Annotated in this window: 19 protein-coding genes; 7 read left to right on the forward strand and 12 right to left on the reverse strand. The window is 59.5% G+C overall.

What is annotated here, in order from left to right; all coding sequences use genetic code 11:
* Nucleotides 1-200: 200 nt before the first annotated feature.
* From LKO31_RS08870 to LKO31_RS08880, 3 genes are read right to left on the reverse strand one after another with little or no spacing between them, the layout of a single operon-like run.
* Nucleotides 201-725 (reverse strand): DUF1178 family protein, encoded by a 525-nt coding sequence (locus tag LKO31_RS08870; RefSeq protein ID WP_227689933.1) that lies wholly within the window; start codon nt 723-725, stop codon nt 201-203.
* A gap of 3 nt (nt 726-728) precedes the next feature.
* On the reverse strand, nt 729-989 hold the full coding sequence (gene grxC / locus LKO31_RS08875; RefSeq protein ID WP_227689934.1) for a glutaredoxin 3: 261 nt from the start codon (nt 987-989) through the stop codon (nt 729-731).
* A 12-nt stretch (nt 990-1,001) separates the two neighbouring features.
* Complete coding sequence (locus tag LKO31_RS08880) at nt 1,002-1,868, reverse strand: ComF family protein (RefSeq protein ID WP_227689935.1); 867 nt, start codon at nt 1,866-1,868, stop codon at nt 1,002-1,004.
* 79 nt (nt 1,869-1,947) lie between these two features.
* On the opposite strand from LKO31_RS08880, the gene LKO31_RS08885 reads away from it, so the two are divergent.
* Nucleotides 1,948-2,820: a methyltransferase domain-containing protein gene (locus LKO31_RS08885; protein WP_227689936.1), complete on the forward strand. Its 873-nt coding sequence runs from the start codon at nt 1,948-1,950 to the stop codon at nt 2,818-2,820.
* Nucleotides 2,821-2,887: 67 nt separating this feature from the next.
* Here the strand turns inward: LKO31_RS08885 and LKO31_RS08890 are convergent, their stop codons facing one another.
* The gene (locus LKO31_RS08890) at nt 2,888-3,334 is read right to left on the reverse strand and encodes a (deoxy)nucleoside triphosphate pyrophosphohydrolase (protein ID WP_227690588.1); all 447 of its coding nucleotides are present in this window, start codon (nt 3,332-3,334) and stop codon (nt 2,888-2,890) included.
* Between the two features lie 266 nt (nt 3,335-3,600).
* Between LKO31_RS08890 and LKO31_RS08895 the strand changes: the two genes are divergently transcribed.
* Nucleotides 3,601-3,780 carry a Flp family type IVb pilin gene (locus LKO31_RS08895; protein ID WP_227689937.1) on the forward strand — a complete coding sequence of 60 codons (180 nt, stop codon included), beginning with the start codon at nt 3,601-3,603 and terminating at the stop codon, nt 3,778-3,780.
* Between the two features lie 463 nt (nt 3,781-4,243).
* Complete coding sequence (locus tag LKO31_RS08900) at nt 4,244-4,435, forward strand: Flp family type IVb pilin (RefSeq protein ID WP_227689938.1); 192 nt, start codon at nt 4,244-4,246, stop codon at nt 4,433-4,435.
* Nucleotides 4,436-4,499: 64 nt separating this feature from the next.
* On the opposite strand, the gene LKO31_RS08905 is transcribed toward LKO31_RS08900, so the two are convergent.
* The 5 genes from LKO31_RS08905 to LKO31_RS14975 form a co-directional block, all read right to left on the reverse strand.
* On the reverse strand, nt 4,500-6,026 hold the full coding sequence (locus LKO31_RS08905; protein ID WP_407699277.1) for a M48 family metalloprotease: 1,527 nt from the start codon (nt 6,024-6,026) through the stop codon (nt 4,500-4,502).
* A 276-nt stretch (nt 6,027-6,302) separates the two neighbouring features.
* On the reverse strand, nt 6,303-7,250 hold the full coding sequence (locus LKO31_RS08910; RefSeq protein WP_227689940.1) for an acetyl-CoA carboxylase carboxyltransferase subunit alpha: 948 nt from the start codon (nt 7,248-7,250) through the stop codon (nt 6,303-6,305).
* A gap of 41 nt (nt 7,251-7,291) precedes the next feature.
* The gene (locus tag LKO31_RS08915) at nt 7,292-8,191 is read right to left on the reverse strand and encodes a tyrosine recombinase (RefSeq protein WP_227689941.1); all 900 of its coding nucleotides are present in this window, start codon (nt 8,189-8,191) and stop codon (nt 7,292-7,294) included.
* On the reverse strand, nt 8,184-10,094 hold the full coding sequence (locus tag LKO31_RS08920; RefSeq protein ID WP_227689942.1) for a hypothetical protein: 1,911 nt from the start codon (nt 10,092-10,094) through the stop codon (nt 8,184-8,186). Before LKO31_RS08920 ends, LKO31_RS08915 begins: the two co-directional genes overlap by 8 nt.
* Before the next feature lie 32 nt (nt 10,095-10,126).
* Nucleotides 10,127-10,258 (reverse strand): hypothetical protein, encoded by a 132-nt coding sequence (locus LKO31_RS14975; protein WP_265104605.1) that lies wholly within the window; start codon nt 10,256-10,258, stop codon nt 10,127-10,129.
* Between the two features lie 167 nt (nt 10,259-10,425).
* On the opposite strand from LKO31_RS14975, the gene LKO31_RS08925 reads away from it, so the two are divergent.
* The 3 genes from LKO31_RS08925 (at nt 10,426) to LKO31_RS08935 (ending at nt 12,585) form a co-directional block, all read left to right on the forward strand.
* A complete protein-coding gene (locus LKO31_RS08925) occupies nt 10,426-10,989 on the forward strand; it encodes a shikimate kinase (protein WP_227689943.1) in 564 nt (187 codons plus the stop codon).
* Nucleotides 10,977-12,077: a 3-dehydroquinate synthase gene (gene aroB, locus LKO31_RS08930; protein WP_227689944.1), complete on the forward strand. Its 1,101-nt coding sequence runs from the start codon at nt 10,977-10,979 to the stop codon at nt 12,075-12,077. The genes LKO31_RS08925 and aroB overlap by 13 nt, the downstream gene beginning before the upstream one ends.
* Before the next feature lie 67 nt (nt 12,078-12,144).
* Complete coding sequence (locus LKO31_RS08935; RefSeq protein WP_227689945.1) at nt 12,145-12,585, forward strand: nuclear transport factor 2 family protein; 441 nt, start codon at nt 12,145-12,147, stop codon at nt 12,583-12,585.
* A 6-nt stretch (nt 12,586-12,591) separates the two neighbouring features.
* On the opposite strand, the gene LKO31_RS08940 is transcribed toward LKO31_RS08935, so the two are convergent.
* The 3 genes from LKO31_RS08940 to radA are packed head-to-tail and all read right to left on the reverse strand — an operon-like array spanning nt 12,592 to nt 14,938.
* On the reverse strand, nt 12,592-13,014 hold the full coding sequence (locus LKO31_RS08940) for an iron-sulfur cluster assembly scaffold protein (RefSeq protein ID WP_227689946.1): 423 nt from the start codon (nt 13,012-13,014) through the stop codon (nt 12,592-12,594).
* A 4-nt stretch (nt 13,015-13,018) separates the two neighbouring features.
* Complete coding sequence (locus tag LKO31_RS08945; protein WP_227689947.1) at nt 13,019-13,567, reverse strand: CvpA family protein; 549 nt, start codon at nt 13,565-13,567, stop codon at nt 13,019-13,021.
* Nucleotides 13,568-13,576: 9 nt separating this feature from the next.
* Nucleotides 13,577-14,938: a DNA repair protein RadA gene (gene radA / locus LKO31_RS08950; RefSeq protein ID WP_227690589.1), complete on the reverse strand. Its 1,362-nt coding sequence runs from the start codon at nt 14,936-14,938 to the stop codon at nt 13,577-13,579.
* Nucleotides 14,939-15,085: 147 nt separating this feature from the next.
* Between radA and LKO31_RS08955 the strand changes: the two genes are divergently transcribed.
* Nucleotides 15,086-15,760, forward strand: coding sequence for a DUF4197 domain-containing protein (locus LKO31_RS08955; RefSeq protein ID WP_227689948.1), 675 nt, complete (start codon nt 15,086-15,088; stop codon nt 15,758-15,760).
* Nucleotides 15,761-15,835: the final 75 nt, after the last annotated feature.

Here is a 15,835-nt window from a genome sequence, read left to right on the forward strand (position 1 = left end):
TGGGCCGAAGCTCAGCTTCTTCTCGGTCATTTCGCGGTAAATTTTTGCATCCGCTACGATCACTTTCAAAATTGTGCGATACCGAACTTACTGGGAAATAGCCAAGAACATATACGCCTTCGGATTAGGGCATGGGATCAGTCGCCGCACCGGCGTGCAAAACGCAGCTTAGCAAGCACAACCGAGCCGCCCCTTAAGGGCTAGTTCGCCACCTCTGGCGGAACAATGGGGACCAGCAAAGGCATGGCGGCAATGCCGTCATCATGCAATTCTTGGATCTGATCTGGGCTGCTTTGGCCATGGATCATCTGGTCGGGAGCGCGGCCTTCGTGCATAGCGCGGGCGGCATCGGCAAAATCATTGCCGACCCAGCGCGATTGCGGCAGCATTTCCGCCTGTTTTGATGCGATTTCTGCAATCATATGCCGCACCATTTCGGCGCTGACCGCCGGACCATCAGCCGCCATGGCGGGCGTGTTGGCGGCGGGAATATGCGACGTGTCAGTCTGCACTGCTGGCACAGATGTGGGCCGCATGGCATCGGTCCGTTGGTTGGATTTTGCGCCAATGCGCGGGGCCATCACGGCCTTGCGAATTTGGTCATCGCCGCAAATCGGGCAATGGATCAATCCCCGCGCCTGTTGGTCGGCAAAGCTGTCACTGCTGGCAAACCATGCTTCAAAACGATGGCCACCCAGCGCACAAGATAAATCAAAGACAATCAAGGCTTACCCAATCCCCAACAACGGGTCCAAGCCGCCCCGCGCATCCAGCGCGGCCAGATCATCGCTGCCGCCAATATGCTGACCATCAATAAAGATTTGGGGAACCGTGCGGGCACCATGGGATCGATCGAGCATCACTTGAAATGCAGCGGGATCATTCGACAGTTCAAATTCTTCATAGGTCACGCCCTTGGAATCGAGCAAGGTCTTGGCCCGCGTGCAATATGGGCAAAAGAATTTGGTATAGATTTCAATCTTGGCCATCGGGCGTTACCTTTACAGTCCTTCCGACCCCATATCGGAATCCCAAGCGGCAAAGTCAAATATGTTGCTGGTCATAATCGCATCTGGCACCACGCGCGCCCATGTAATCGCTGATATTTTCGCCGCGCCGCCGCGCTGCAATATGCGCGCACAGGCTCGCAACGTCGCCCCGCTGGCATGGACATCGTCAATCAACACCACATGCCGCCCCCTTATGTGCCGCGCCCCATGGTCAGACAGGGAAAAAACACCTGTCACAATGGCTTGACGCTCCCGCTTGCGCTTGCCTTGCAGGCTGGGCGTCGCTTTATGGCGAACCAGCGCATGGGCATCCCATGACGCGCCACTGATGCGCGCCATATGCTGGGCAATCAGCGCCGATTGATTATAGCCCCGCCGCCACAAACGCCATCGATGCAGCGGCACGGGTATTAGCAGCAGGCTTGCCTCCGCTCCCACGTCCCCCGCAACATCACGCAATCGCCGCGCCATATATTGCGCCATCAACTGCGCATCCCCCACGCGCCGCCCATATTTCAACCGCAACGCCAAGCGCCGCGCCACGGGGCCATAGGCCACCGCCGCTGGTGCGCCATGAAAGGCTGGCGGATCGGCCAGACACGCCCCGCACATCACGCCATCCGCCCCGCTCATCATCTGCGCGCCTTGCACCAAGGGCATGGAACATCGACCACAGGCTGGCCCATCCAGAAAATCCAGCGCCTGCCAACAGCTCAGGCACAATTGCCGATCCCCGCCGACAATCACCCCGCAAGACGGACATCGCGGTGGCAAAGCCAAATCCGCCGCATAGCGCAGCCCCGCCCGCCCCCATCGCACCGCGCCCATCAACCCGCCGCGTATCTGTGCATAGGCCATGACGACCATCCCCCCAAAGACACCCCGAACCACCCCATAACACTTGTGCATCCCCGCCCAAAACGGCAAAAGCGCGGGCATGACCTCCCCACCCGAACCCGCCCCAATATTCTCCCTCGCCCGCCACGCGGCCCAGCGCGACCGTATGATGACCGCCGCCGCAGGGGCCGATTTCCTGCAAGACATTATTCGGGACGCGATGCTGGACCAATTGTCGATGGTCACGCGCCAATTCAGCCGTGCCTTGATCGTCGGCGCGCATGACCGCGCTTTGGTTGATCATATCACCCAGTTGCTGGCCCCATCGGGCGGCAGCGTCGATGTGTTGGAATCGGGCCCCGCGATGGCCCGCCGCTATGCCGCTGACCAAGGCGATGCGGAAACGCTGGACCGCCCGCTGGCCAGTTATGATCTGATTATCTGGCACGGCGGCTTGGACGCGGTGCAAGATGTGCCCGCCGCCCTGCTGCGTATGCGGGCACTGCTGGCCCCCGATGGCCTGTTGATGGGCGCATTTTTGGGCGATGGCAGCCTGCCGAAATTGCGCCGCGCCACCATGGCGGACGGCGTGCGTCCGGTGGCGCGTATGCACCCCCAAATTGACCTGTCGTCGATGGGCAATTTGTTGCAACGCATTGGCTTTGCCATGCCGGTGGTCGATGTCGATGCGCTGAATGTCCGCTATGGGGATATGCTGGCCTTGGTGCGCGACCTACGGGCAAACGGCCTGTCCAGCCGCCTGACGCCAACGCCCAGCCTGCCGACCCGAACAGAGGTGGCGCATATGGCCGCCGCCTTTGCCGACCAAGCCGACCCCGACGGGCGGGTGAGCGAGACATTTCGCATTATTTATTTCAGCGGCTGGGCGCCCGACCCCAGCCAGCCCAAACCCGCCAAGCGCGGCAGCGCGACGGCATCGCTGGCCGACGCCCTAAAAGCGCCCAAACCCTAAGGGCGCAGGCCCCAAGCAAGCGACCCATCACCACGGCGCGGGCCACCACCCGCGCCGCGCCGCCACATCAGATCATATTTTCCAACAAGCCGATCAGCGGCTTGTCAGCGGGCGGCATATCCAGCCCGTGCAATGCAATGGGCCGCACCCATTTCATCGCGCTGGCGTGGCGCGCTATGGGTGTGCCCCGCCATTTGCGGCACACATATAATAATAACAGCAAATGCCGCTGACCCAGCGGTTCACTGGCAAAACAGGCGGGGGCTAGGCAAGCCTGCTCTACCTCAATCCCCAATTCTTCGTGCAATTCCCGAATCAAGGCCGCTTCAGGCGTTTCGCCTTGCTCCATCTTGCCGCCCGGAAATTCCCACAAGCCCGCCATCGGCGTGCCTTCGGGGCGTTGCTGCACCAAAATCCGTCCGTCCGAATCGACCAACGCCGCCGCGACGACATAGAGGAATGGCAAGGGCGCTGGCACGGCCAGCGCGTGGCCGCTGACTCCATTGCTATCCATATCGGACGGATTCAGCCCGACCCCACCCGCCGTCGTCACCTGCCGTGCATCCGGACCATTCAATTTCTTAACCTTTCTTCGCCATCATCATCATCTAGCATCCACAAAACCGTGGCGATGCCGGAAATGACCCGTCCTATCGATGGGCCTGATACAGGCTGTTCGAACAAGCGACAGGCAGAAAATCATTTCCCCATCGCCATAGCCCAAATATGCTGGCATAGGCGAAATGTTGGCGTGGGTACGCTTGCTGCGGGGGCAGAGCAATGAAACTGAAGACATTATTTTCGGACAATCGCGGCGCGACCGCCATTGAATATGGCCTGATTGTCGCGCTCATCGCCTTGGCCATGATCGGTGCTCTTCGCATGTTAGGCGGCGGCACTGGCGGCATGTGGACGATTATCAGCGATAAATTCACCGAAGCTGTCGATTCCCAGCCATAAGACATAAAAAAGAACGCGCGACTAGCATGGCACGTGGGCGCATGCCCCGCTCAGATATGCCAACCACTCTCTAGGTAAATAATCGCTAGTCTTTCTGTCAATATAGATAAGATTTTATACTTAAAGAAATCTGTAAAATATAGTCGACCCACATCATGTCCGGATCATCGCCTTGATTCAAACACCCCTTATTCCGACGATCCAAGACACTATATTGCAAACAACATATTGATACAAAATCAATAAATCTTAATCTCCACGCTCATCGAAATTTGACGGAAAAAGCAAGCAGTTGCATTCCATTCTGGAACAGAATAACGGCATAAGGGAATATTTAAACCTTGCCCTGCATTGTTAACCAGAAGTAAGGGAATCGCAGATATTCAGGTCGCACATTGGTGATTCATCAATGGCCATTTGATGAGTTTTTTTAACGGGGGCTTGTCCCATCGGGAGGCATGGTATGAAGAAGATTAAGAATTTCGGACGTGATACTGAAGCAGCAACGGCCATTGAATACGGCCTGATCGCTGCACTCATTGCAATCGCTGCGATTGCAGCAATGGGTGTAGTTGGCGGCGGCGTAAAAGCCTCTTTCAAAAAAGCAGGCGACGCATTGTCGACCGAAGCCAACAAAACGCCAAGTGCAACATAATTAAAAAAGGCGGCAGATTCACCCCTGCCGCCTTTTTCTTATCTACAATAAACGCAAAGCGCGCTCAGCGTGTGCCATAGGTGACAATTTTCACCTTCTGCCCCGCGCTCAGGCGGGCGTTGCTGGCCAGTCGGTTCAGCACCAAGAAACGATCTTGCTGTAAATCATCATAGGCCATGCGGCGCGACAGGCTGGCGATGGTGTCGCCGCTTTTCACGCTCACCACCTCCACACGGCGGGGGCGCACGGCGCTGGCTTCGGCATTGCTCAAACGGCGGACGCTTTGGAACATGCTGTTAAACACACCCGCCCCGCCCGCTTTGGTCAATGCAACAAAATGATAGGCTTGGTTGCCCGAAAATTCATAAGCAAAAACGGTTAAATCCACCGCGCCAGACTGGCTGTTCGCCCGCACGCTGGCATAGGATGCGGGAATGCCATTCACCGTGGTGCGTTGAATGTTGGTCGGCGTCACCTTGCTGTCCTTGCCCGCCACCGCGCGCATGACATTGGTGATATAGGCGTTCATGTCACCATTATATGGCGCCATGGAAAATTGCGCCTGTCCGCCATTGCCGCTGACCGTCACCGCCGCTGTGCCATTTTGCAGGCCATATCCACTGGGCGCGGTAAAGCGCAATTTCATGTCGGGGTGAATAAAATTCTGCCCCTCTACCACGCCTTGCGCCGGATCATCGCCATAGGTCATGCCATTCACCTGCGCCAAAAATGCATCCGCGTTGCGCTTGCGGCCCGTGCCGCCCGCGCGATTGGCCAGCGTTTCGGCATTGCGTACACGGCTGGCAGGGTCGGGGTGAGTGCTGGCCCATGCCGGAACACTATTGTTGCCCGTGCCCGCCAATCGCGCATCCAGCGCGGTTTGGTTGGCGAGGCTCGCCAACATCGTCGCCAGCGCGCCCGTGTCATATCCCGCGCTGAGAAGATATTGCACGCCCAATTGGTCAGCCTGCAATTCCTGACTGCGGCTGAACCCCAATGTCGCAAGCTGGGCTACCTTCATGGCATTATTTTGCAACAAACCACCCAGCCCGCCCAGCAAGCCGCCGCCATCGCCCATCGCGCCGCCCACCACCGCGCCCAACACACCCAATATGGTGTTGCGGGTGGCCGCCGATTGGCGCTTTTTGCTATGCTGTGCGGCGACATGGCCCACTTCATGACCCAAGACGCCCGCCAATTCAGCCTCGTCATTCATCAACGCCATCAATTGGCGCGTCACATAAATATAGCCGCCCGGAATGGCGAACGCATTGTTCACGGGGGAATTGAGCAAGGTCACGGTGAAATCCCGCGCATTGCCAAGGCCCGATTGCATGGCAATATTTTGCCCCACCTGCACCACATAGGGGGATTGGCGGCCCGTATAAGCGCCGCCAAATTCCTGCATCAATTGCGGGTGCGCCTCTGCGCCTTGCTGTTTTTCTTGTGCCGTGATGCTGTTGGCGGTGGCGATCCGCTTTAACTGCGCCTGCGCGCTGGGCGTCAGACTGATCGCGCCAAGCGTTGTTGCCGCCAGCAACGCCGCAAATTTCACCCTATAACCGCCCCGTTTACCGCCCAAATTTGCCATGGTGCGTCCCTTATTTTTGCGAAGGAAGCGCCCCACTGGCGATCCGCATCGCGTGATGTCGTTCATGCCCTTTGGGCCATTAGCACGGAACGCAGCGCATCGCATCGGGTTCCGCACAGCCCATGGGAATGGGCGTCAAACCGCCCCGCCCCACGGGCCACATGATGATGGTGGATATAATCACCGTCAGGCCCGCATTATGCGCGGAAACTGTTGGCCCTTTGGCGAGGACGCGCTTTACGCGCGGATATAGTGATTCCTTGGTGGGGCCACGCTTTACGCGCGGCCCATGCCCAGAAATTTTTCTTCGCGTTGGTGCAAAATCTGCTCACGGCTCAGGCCCTGCAGCGATTGCAATTGCTTGGCGATTTCGTCGCCCAGCGCCTGCATCGCTTGGGCCGGCGCACGGTGCGCACCGCCCACAGGTTCGGTAACGATGCTGTCAATCACGCCCATCGCCAGCAAATCTTGCGCGCTCATCTTCATGGCGGTGGCGGCATCGGCGGCCTTGTCGGCGGTGCGCCACAAAATCGACGCACAGCCTTCGGGCGAAATCACCGAATATACGGCATGTTCAAACATCAACACGCGGTTGGCAGCGGCCATAGCAATCGCCCCGCCGGACCCGCCTTCGCCAACAATGGCGGCGACCATCGGCACACCCAGCGCCAAACATTGTTCGGTGCTGCGCGCAATGGCTTCGGCTTGGCCCCGTTCTTCGGCCTGAATGCCGGGGAAGGCCCCCGACGTATCGACCAAAGACACCACAGGCAGATTATACCGGTCCGCCAATTGCATCAGGCGGATCGCCTTGCGATACCCCTCTGGCTTGGCCATGCCGAAATTATGCTTCATGCGCGATGGGATATCGTCGCCCTTTTCATGGCCCATCACCATCACACGCTGGCCGCGAAAACGCGCAAAGCCACCGATAATCGCATGATCATCGGCAAAATTGCGGTCGCCCGCCAAGGGCATGAAATCGTCGAACATGCCCGCAATATAATGTTTGAAATGCGGACGTTCGGGGTGACGCGCCACCTGTGTTTTTTGCCACGGTGTCAGCTTGGAATAAATATCCCGCAGCAATTTGGAGCTTTTATCCTCCAGCCGCGCAATATCATTCTCGATATTCAGCGTCGGGTCGTCACCCATTTCGCGCAGTTCAGCAATCTGCCGGTCAAGCGCGGCAACCTGTTTTTCGAAGTCCAGAAAGGCAGTCATGCCATGTTCGCTAGGCGGATGAAGCCGCGCCGTCAACGCCCTCAACGTCCTCTGACAGCATCCATATGCGCCAGAGGGTGCCTTTTATTCACCAGTTCGACCAAGCGGGCGCTGTCGACATGGGTATAAATCTCGGTCGTCGCAATGTCCGCATGGCCCAACATCATCTGAAGAGCGCGCAAATCCGCGCCCCCTTCCAGCAAATGGGTGGCAAAGGCATGGCGCAGCACATGGGGGCTGACCGCCATCGGGTCCACACCCGCCCGCGCCGCCAATTCGCGCAGCAATTGATACAGACGGATACGCGACAAATGCGATTTTCCCGATGGGAACAGCCACGCCGAATCGCTGGCGATATGCGGCAACCACCGATCCATCACGCGGCGCGACCGCTGGGACAAAGGCACCAGACGATCTTTGTCGCCCTTGCCGCGTATCATCACAAATTCGCCCGATGCCTGCACCGAACGGCGGGGCAGCGACACCAACTCGCTGGCCCGCAGTCCGGACCCATATAGCAGTTCCAGCATCAACAACATCCGCACCGCCGCGCGGGGCGGATGCTCGCCGCTCGCTTCCTCCTCTGCCGCCGCGAACAGGGCGTCGACATGATTGTGCGACAAAATGCGCGGCAAGGGGCGGCGCGTGCTGGGCCGTGCGATGTCCAGCGTGGGGTTGTCGGCGCGGTCCCCCTCATCCACCAAAAAGGCGTAAAATTGGCGCAGCGCCGATAATTTGCGCGCCGCGCTGCTGGCCGCTAACCCCCGATAGGACGCCATCAGGCCGCGCAAATCCTCCAGCCCTGCATCGCCCAGCGTGGCTTTCATCAGCTCTGCCGCCTGCGTCAAATCGCGGGCATAGGCGGCCAGCGTGTTGCGCGAAGCCCCACGCTCCGCCGCCATCATTTCCAAAAAGCGATCAATCCGCGCGCCGTCAGACACGCACCACCGCTTCCGCTGCGATCATGCGCGCCTCTGCCTCCAACCCGACAGCGCGCAGAGCGCGGACAATGTGATACAGGTGATAGGCCGGAACTTTATTCCATTCCCCCTGCATGCCAATCGCCGCCAATAACGCCACCATTGCGGGTTCGCGGCGCGTTGCCGCTTCGTCAATGGCGCGGGTCCAACGGCTTTCTTTGGCAAAATCTACGCCCAAATTGCTGGCCGCCTTGCTCCGGTCTTCATCGGAAATCCGGCCCAGCCCAGCAAGGCCCGCCAGCAATAATTTGCTGCGTTGCTGGTCCAAACTGTCGTCGTCGCTGGCGAAATCATCAACCACCGCCGCCGTGGTCCCGCCCAGCGCTTTGATGTTACCGACCGCCAAAACACCCCATGCGCGGGTGCCAATATCCAGCTTGGGCAGCCATGCCGCCGCATTGCGGTCATATCCGCCCGCCAACATCGACCCCAGCAATTGCCACGGGTCATCATCCGCTTTGATGCTGCTGGGCATAGCGGCGGCGGCGCGCGATGTTAAAATCAGCGCGGCATAGCTGTCGGCCTTGCTGCCGCCGCTTGCGCTGCCGCCAGCATTGCCATCCCACATGCGCTTCATAGCATCATAGCGGGTCTGTCCACTGCCCGCGCCCAGCGCGTCGCGAAGCTGCGCTGTTTGTGCTGCCAAGCCTTCGCTGGGTTCCTGATCGCCCGCGGCGGCGGTAAGCAACGACAAATAGGCCTGACCCGACAAGACACCGCGCACCGCCGCGTCCGGCGCATGGGCCAAACGCACATCCATTTCGGTCATTGGGGTCAAGACTGTCCAAGAGCGCATGGCCGCAGGGGCCGCCGCCATCAAATTGTCCGGTATCGCCACCCCAGTCGCCGTGGCCATGCCAAAGCGCCAGTCGGTCAGCTTGTCGACACCATTCCATTCGATGGTGGTCGACCGCCGCCCCGCCCCCGTTGCGCCCAACACCCGTTCGGCCAGCAAAATGTCAAAGGGTGACAGCTTACCAGATGATCGAACGCGGCTGATCGCCCAGCCCGCAGGCCCTGCTTCACCCGAAAAGCCCGAACAAATGCCCGCCGACAAACGCCATACATGTTCATTGCCATGGGCCAAGCCAGCGGGAACATAGGCACATAGGCCCGCTGGGTCAGCATTGGCCAAATAGACCTGCTGGGCGGCGGCGACCATGGCGCGGCTAGCGCGGTCATAATCCACGGCCTGCACCATCCAACGCGCGGCCACCGATTCGCCCATGCGCAGCAACAAGGCCGCCCGTTCGGCGGCCAAATCCGCGCCATTCACCGTTTTGGGTGTGTCGATGGCGCTAAGCAGGGCACGGCGCAGCAGGATATGCGCCCAGCGCGACGCAAAATCACCGCCCGACGCCCGCATCAACAAAGTGGCATATTCGCCGCGCACGCCAAAGGCATCGGGTGCCATGCCGCCGCTGTTCTGTGTCAATGGTCCAACCCGCGTCAGGGCGCGGCGCGTGCCGGGCGGCAAGTCATATTTCAGACGCCCCGGAACGCCAAATTCTGATTCGGACAACTCATCGTCGTCGCCCGCCGCCGCATTTGGGGCCGCAGGGGCCGCAGGCAGAGCCGCATTGGGCGCGCTTGGAACCGCATTGCTGGGCGTGGACGTCGATGACGCATTGGAGGGCGACGGCGCAGGCGTCGGCGAACTCGTCCCCGAGCTAGGGCCAGATTTTGGTGCCGCCTTGGGCGCAGCCTTGGGACTGGGGGTCGGTGCCGCCTTGGGCGCTGGGTCCGATGGCGCGCCAAATCCTTCGGGCAGCAGGCTTTCTTGCGCGGAAACCGGCAACACAATCGCGCCCGCAACAGCCACCAACGACAGGCCCGCCAAGGACAAAGCCACAGTGTGTGACATATTTTTGCGCATCATATCAGCAGGCTTCCTGTTCATTTCATCTCATCGGCATGGCGCACCGACACCGGCGAAGGTGGTGCGGAACTGGCCCATTCGGCAATTTTATCCGTCACATCCACCTCAAATTCTTGGGCTGGCATGGGCCGCCCCATATAATAAGCCACGCCAAACAGCCCTGCCAGACACAAAGCTATCCACAGCAAGGAACGAAAATAGCGTCTATTTTTCCAACTTCGACCCATTTACCGCGCCTCACCTCCTATGCGTTTATATGCTATCATGCAGCAAAAACATTGTCGTATGCCATAGTGTCGGTATAGCCACGCTCATCATGACGCAAAACCCGAAAAGCCTGCTGACCGATTTCCCGTCATTGAAACTAACCAAGCCCATAGTGCTGGTTGGCCTGATGGGCAGCGGAAAATCAACCATCGGGCGGCGTTTGGCTACACGCTTGAACCTGCGCTTTGCCGATACGGACGACGAAATTGAACGCGCAGCGGGCATGACGATCAGCGATATTTTCGCACGTTACGGCGAATCACATTTCCGTGATTTGGAACGGCGCGTCATTCAACGCATGTTGAACATGGGTCTGGGCGTGATGGCGACTGGGGGCGGGGCGTTTATGAACGACGAAACCCGCGCGGCTATACAGGCCAAGTCCACCTCTATTTGGCTGGACGCCGATATTCCAACCTTGGTCGAACGTGTGGGCCGACGCAGCCACCGTCCCTTGCTCAAGGACCGCGACGCCGCCGAAGTGCTGCACGAATTGGCCGAGGTTCGCAATCCTATTTATGCCTTGGCGCATTTGCGCGTCAGCTCTGCCAGCGACCCGCATGAAGTCACGGTTCGCGCTATTTTGGAGGCCCTTTCCACATGCAACGCCTGACCGTCGCGCTTGGCGCGCGGAGCTATGATATATTGATCGGCGATGGCCTGTTGGCCGATGCGGGCACCCATATCGCGCCCTTGCTGCGCCGTCTCCGCACGATGATTGTCACCGACCAGCATGTCGCCCCCCATTATCTGGCGCGGCTGGAATCCTCGCTTCAGGCACAGGGCATTACGACATCGGCCTTGGTGCTGGATGCAGGCGAAGGCACGAAAAGCTGGGCCGGCCTGTCCAAGCTGACCGAATGGTTGATTGGCGAAGGCGTGGAACGCAGCGATCATGTGCTGGCGCTGGGCGGCGGCGTGATTGGCGATCTGGTCGGTTTTGCCTGTTCCATCGTCAAGCGCGGCTGCCAATTCATCCAATTGCCCACCACCTTGCTGGCCCAAGTGGACAGCAGCGTTGGCGGCAAAACCGCCATCAATGTCGCGGCGGGTAAAAATTTGGTGGGCGCCTTTCACCAACCGGCTTTGGTGCTGATCGACCCGACCACCCTATCCACCCTGCCCCGCCGCGAATTGGGCGCGGGCTATGCCGAGGTGGTGAAATATGGCCTGATCGACGACGCCGAATTTTTCACATGGTGCGAAGCAAATGGTGCCGCCTTGCTGGCCGGTGACAGCGCCGCCCGCCACCATGCCATTTTCCACAGCGTGTCCGCCAAGGCGCGCATCGTTGCCGCCGACGAACGGGAAACCCAAGACATTCGCGCCCTGCTGAATTTGGGCCACAGCTTTGGTCACGCCTTGGAGGCAGAAACAGGCTATTCGGACCTGCTGCTGCACGGCGAGGCTGTGGCGGCGGGTATGGCGCTCGCTTATCGTTTCTCGGTCGCCCAAGGGCTGTGCCCCGCTGATGATGCGCAGCGCGTGCGCGCCCACCTTGCCTCGGTTGGCCTGCCCCATAATTTGGAAAGCGCCGAGGTCAATGCCGACGGGACCATATTGGCCGCCCATATGTCGCATGACAAAAAGGTTCGCGGCGGAAAATTGCCGCTGATCCTCGCGCGCGGCATTGGCCAATCTTTTGTCACCGAAGAATATGGCCTCGATCTGGTCGCCGCATTTCTCGACAGCGACCAATAGGATATTGTGTGGGGCGCGCTGACCAGCGCCGCCCCCTTTCATCATCACAAATATAGGGAGAGGCCAGATGCTGACGTTGCAGCAGCTATCAGATCGCGCGGAAATTCAAGATTTAATTACCCGCTATGCCTATGCAATTGACGACCGCAATTGGGATGATCTGGACCATGTCTTCACGCCAGATGCCGTCATTGATTATAGCGAAGTCGGCGGACCAATCGGCACTTTGGACGAAACCAAGGCCTTTCTGGGCCAATCGATGACGAATTTCCCAGCCTATCAGCATCTGTCCACCACCAGCGAAATCATTATTTCTGGCGACACAGCCCGCGCCCGCACCATTTTGTTCAACCCGATGGTCATGAATCATGAAGGCGCCGAACGCGTATTTTTCATTGGCCTATGGTATCGGGATGAACTGGTGCGAACAGCCCAAGGCTGGCGCATTCAACATCGGCGGGAACAAAAAAGCTGGGCCTATAATCAGCCCGACGGCGTGTTGCCCTAAGCGCCCTTAAACGGCGGCGCCATCCAGCACCATCACCGCCACATCAAAAGGCAACATCACCGCACTGTGGCGGGCTGGATAATCTTTGACGGCTGCCAATTGCGCAAAATCTGGCCAGAGAGGGGCAGCATGTTCGCCCCTCAACCACGCCAGCAATTGGTCGCGAGCAGCAGAGATATCATCATGTCCGCGCCCCTTGGCATGGCGCGCAAATAGGCTGGCGGACGCTTGGCCCAAGGCACAGGCCTGAACGGCCATGCCCAGGTCGCAAATTTGCCCCTCTGCATCCAAATCCACATCCATGCTGATCTGGCTGCCGCAAATGCTGGATCGCAGCACGCCGTGCAAGTGCGCCCCTGTCAGCGGCGGATATTGGGCGTTTTCCACCGCCAACATCAAAATCTGACGATTATACAGGGGTGCGCTCATGGCCTCAGCGTTGCTCGTTGCTGCCTGTGCGTCCCGCTTCGGCTGCTCGCGCTTCGGCCCGCCGCTCTGCCACCACTTTGCTGATCGCCGCGCCCGTCGCGCTCAGCGCCGGATAGGTGCGGCTGTCGCGCATCCATTCGGGACGCTGCGCATCACCATAGCCAATGTCATACAACAGGCTGATCGCCATAAAGGCAACGCTAGCGATCAACAGGCCCTTAACCGCGCCAAAGCCCGCACCAAGTCCGCGATCAAATCCGCCAACAAAGGATGACCGGCTGGCCTTGCCAATGCGGCGCGACACAAATTTTCCGACCAGAAATAAGCCGCCAAATAGCAGAACAAAGGCCAACATGGCCGCCCCGCCCGATGCCTCGACATATTGGGTCAGCCACGCGGTAACTGGCGCGTGCAAGAAACGCACCGCCAAAATCGCCAGCAACCATGCCAGAAGCGACAAAACTTCTTGCACAAGCCCGCGCATAAAACCCAGCACAGCGCCGCCGCCAACCAGCACCAGCACCGCAATATCCAAGGCTGTCAAACTATCCATATCCGCTCGCTAGTCCCGACCGAGCATCAGGTCAACGAGTTCTCCCAGCCGAGAGAAACCATTCACCCCAATGCCCTTGACGCCTTTCATCCCGCTGGGGCCCCACGCCTTGGAAAATCCCAATTTCGCCGCTTCGCGCAGGCGCAGTCCGTCATGCGCAACTTGGCGCACTTCGCCGCTCAGGGACAATTCGCCAAAAGCAATGGTTTCGGCGGGCACAGGCCGTTCGGTAAAGGCCGAAACCAAAGCCGCCGCGACGGCCAAATCCGCCGCAGGGTCAGTCAAACGATATCCGCCCGCAATGTTCAAATATACTTCGGCATTGTTCATTTGCAGGCCGCATCGCGCCTCCAGCACCGCCAGCACCATCGCCAATCGGCCATTGTCCCAGCCGACCACGGCGCGGCGCGGCGTCGCTCCGCTGGCCAAACGCACGGTCAGCGCCTGCACCTCGACCAACACAGGCCGCGTGCCCTCCAAGGCCGGAAACACCACCGACCCTGGCACATCTTGGTTGCGATCTGTCAAAAATAGGCTGGACGGATTGGCCACTTCGCCCAGCCCATCATCGGCCATCGCGAACACGCCGATTTCATCCGTGCCGCCAAAACGGTTTTTGACGGCGCGCAAAATACGATATTGGTGGCTGCGCTCCCCCTCAAAGGCCAGTACCGTATCGACCATATGTTCCAACACACGCGGCCCCGCGATGGTGCCGTCCTTGGTCACATGGCCCACCAATACCAAGGCCGTTCCCGTTTCCTTGGCAAAACGAATAAGCTCTTGCGCGCTGGCCCGCACTTGGCTGACGGTGCCCGGCGCGCTGTCGATCACATCGCTGTGCATCGTCTGAATGGAATCAATGACCACAAAATCGGCCTGCTGCGTTTCCAGCGTCGCCAAAATATCGCGCACCGATGTCGCGCTGGCCAAGGCGACGGGGGCCTGACTAAATCCCAGACGCTGGGCGCGCAAACGCACCTGTGCGGCGGCTTCTTCGCCGCTGATATAAACCACATTTTTGCCCGCCATCGCCAGCTTTCCGGCCGCCTGCATCAGCAAAGTCGATTTGCCAATGCCGGGATCACCGCCAATCAGCGTCGCCGACCCCGCGACAAATCCGCCGCCCATGGCCCGATCAAATTCGGCAATGCCACACAGCATCCGTTCGGGCATGACGCTGTCTTGGTTTAGGCTTTCCAGCTTGATCATCCGCCCGCCACGGCTCAGGTCATGTTTGGCGGAAAAGCTGGTTTGCGGTGCTTCCTCGACCAAGGTATTCCATTCGGAACAATCGCCGCACTGCCCCTGCCAGCGATAGCTGACAGAGCCGCAATTTTGACAGACATATTGACGTTTTGCTTTGGCCATAGCGGCTCGGGTAACAGGAACAAAGGCTGAACACCAGCCCTGAATATAAGCCATGCCTATACAGGCCCCTTTTCAGATCCCGCCTTGGTCGCTTATGCGCTATGCTTCCCGCCCGCCCTTATGCCCGCCAACCCAAAAAGGCTGCCCATGACCCAGCAACCCAATCGCCGCCAAATCTTGACCCTGCTGGCCAGCGCGCCGCTGCTCGCCCTGCCCGCCTGCTCCTCCATGGGTGGGTGGACGATGACCGACGCCGTGCGCGAATTGCTCAGCCTGTCGTCCCAGCGCGCCATTGCGACCTTGGTGCAACCGGGCGGTTTTTATGACGATCAAATTGCCCGTATCGACCTGCCCACCCAATTGGGGAACAGCGGCAACATCCTGTCCCGCCTGCTGACATCATCTTTGGCAAAAGACCGGCTGACCCGCGAAGTGAACAGCGCCGCCGAACGCGGTGCCGAACGCGCGGCCCCGATCATTGCCGACGCCATTCGCACGATCAGCATCACCGATGCCGTTGCCATTTTGCGGGGCGGTCCAACCGCCGCCACCCAATTTTTGCAAAATGCCATGGGCCGCAGCCTGATTTCGTCCATCTTCCCATCTATCAGCGACGCCTTGGACATCGCCCGCAATCCGGTGGTCAGCGAATTGCTGCGCGCCAGCAGCGGCGTGAACATCAGCGCGCTGGCCGATGATGTATCAACCAAAGCCAATGACGCCATTTTCCGCGCCATTGGCCGCGAGGAAACCAACATCCGCGCCAACCCCCGCGCCACCAACGATCCGTTGCTGATTGGGGCCTTGGTCCTCGGTCAATAAGGTCGCTGCGGCCATGCCGCGCACCGCGCCCCTGAAAACCAACGCCTGTGCGGCGCCTGCCAGCACAGCAGCGGT

Source organism: Sphingopyxis yananensis (genome assembly GCF_020687785.1).
Classification (GTDB): Bacteria; Pseudomonadota; Alphaproteobacteria; order Sphingomonadales; family Sphingomonadaceae; genus Sphingopyxis; species Sphingopyxis yananensis.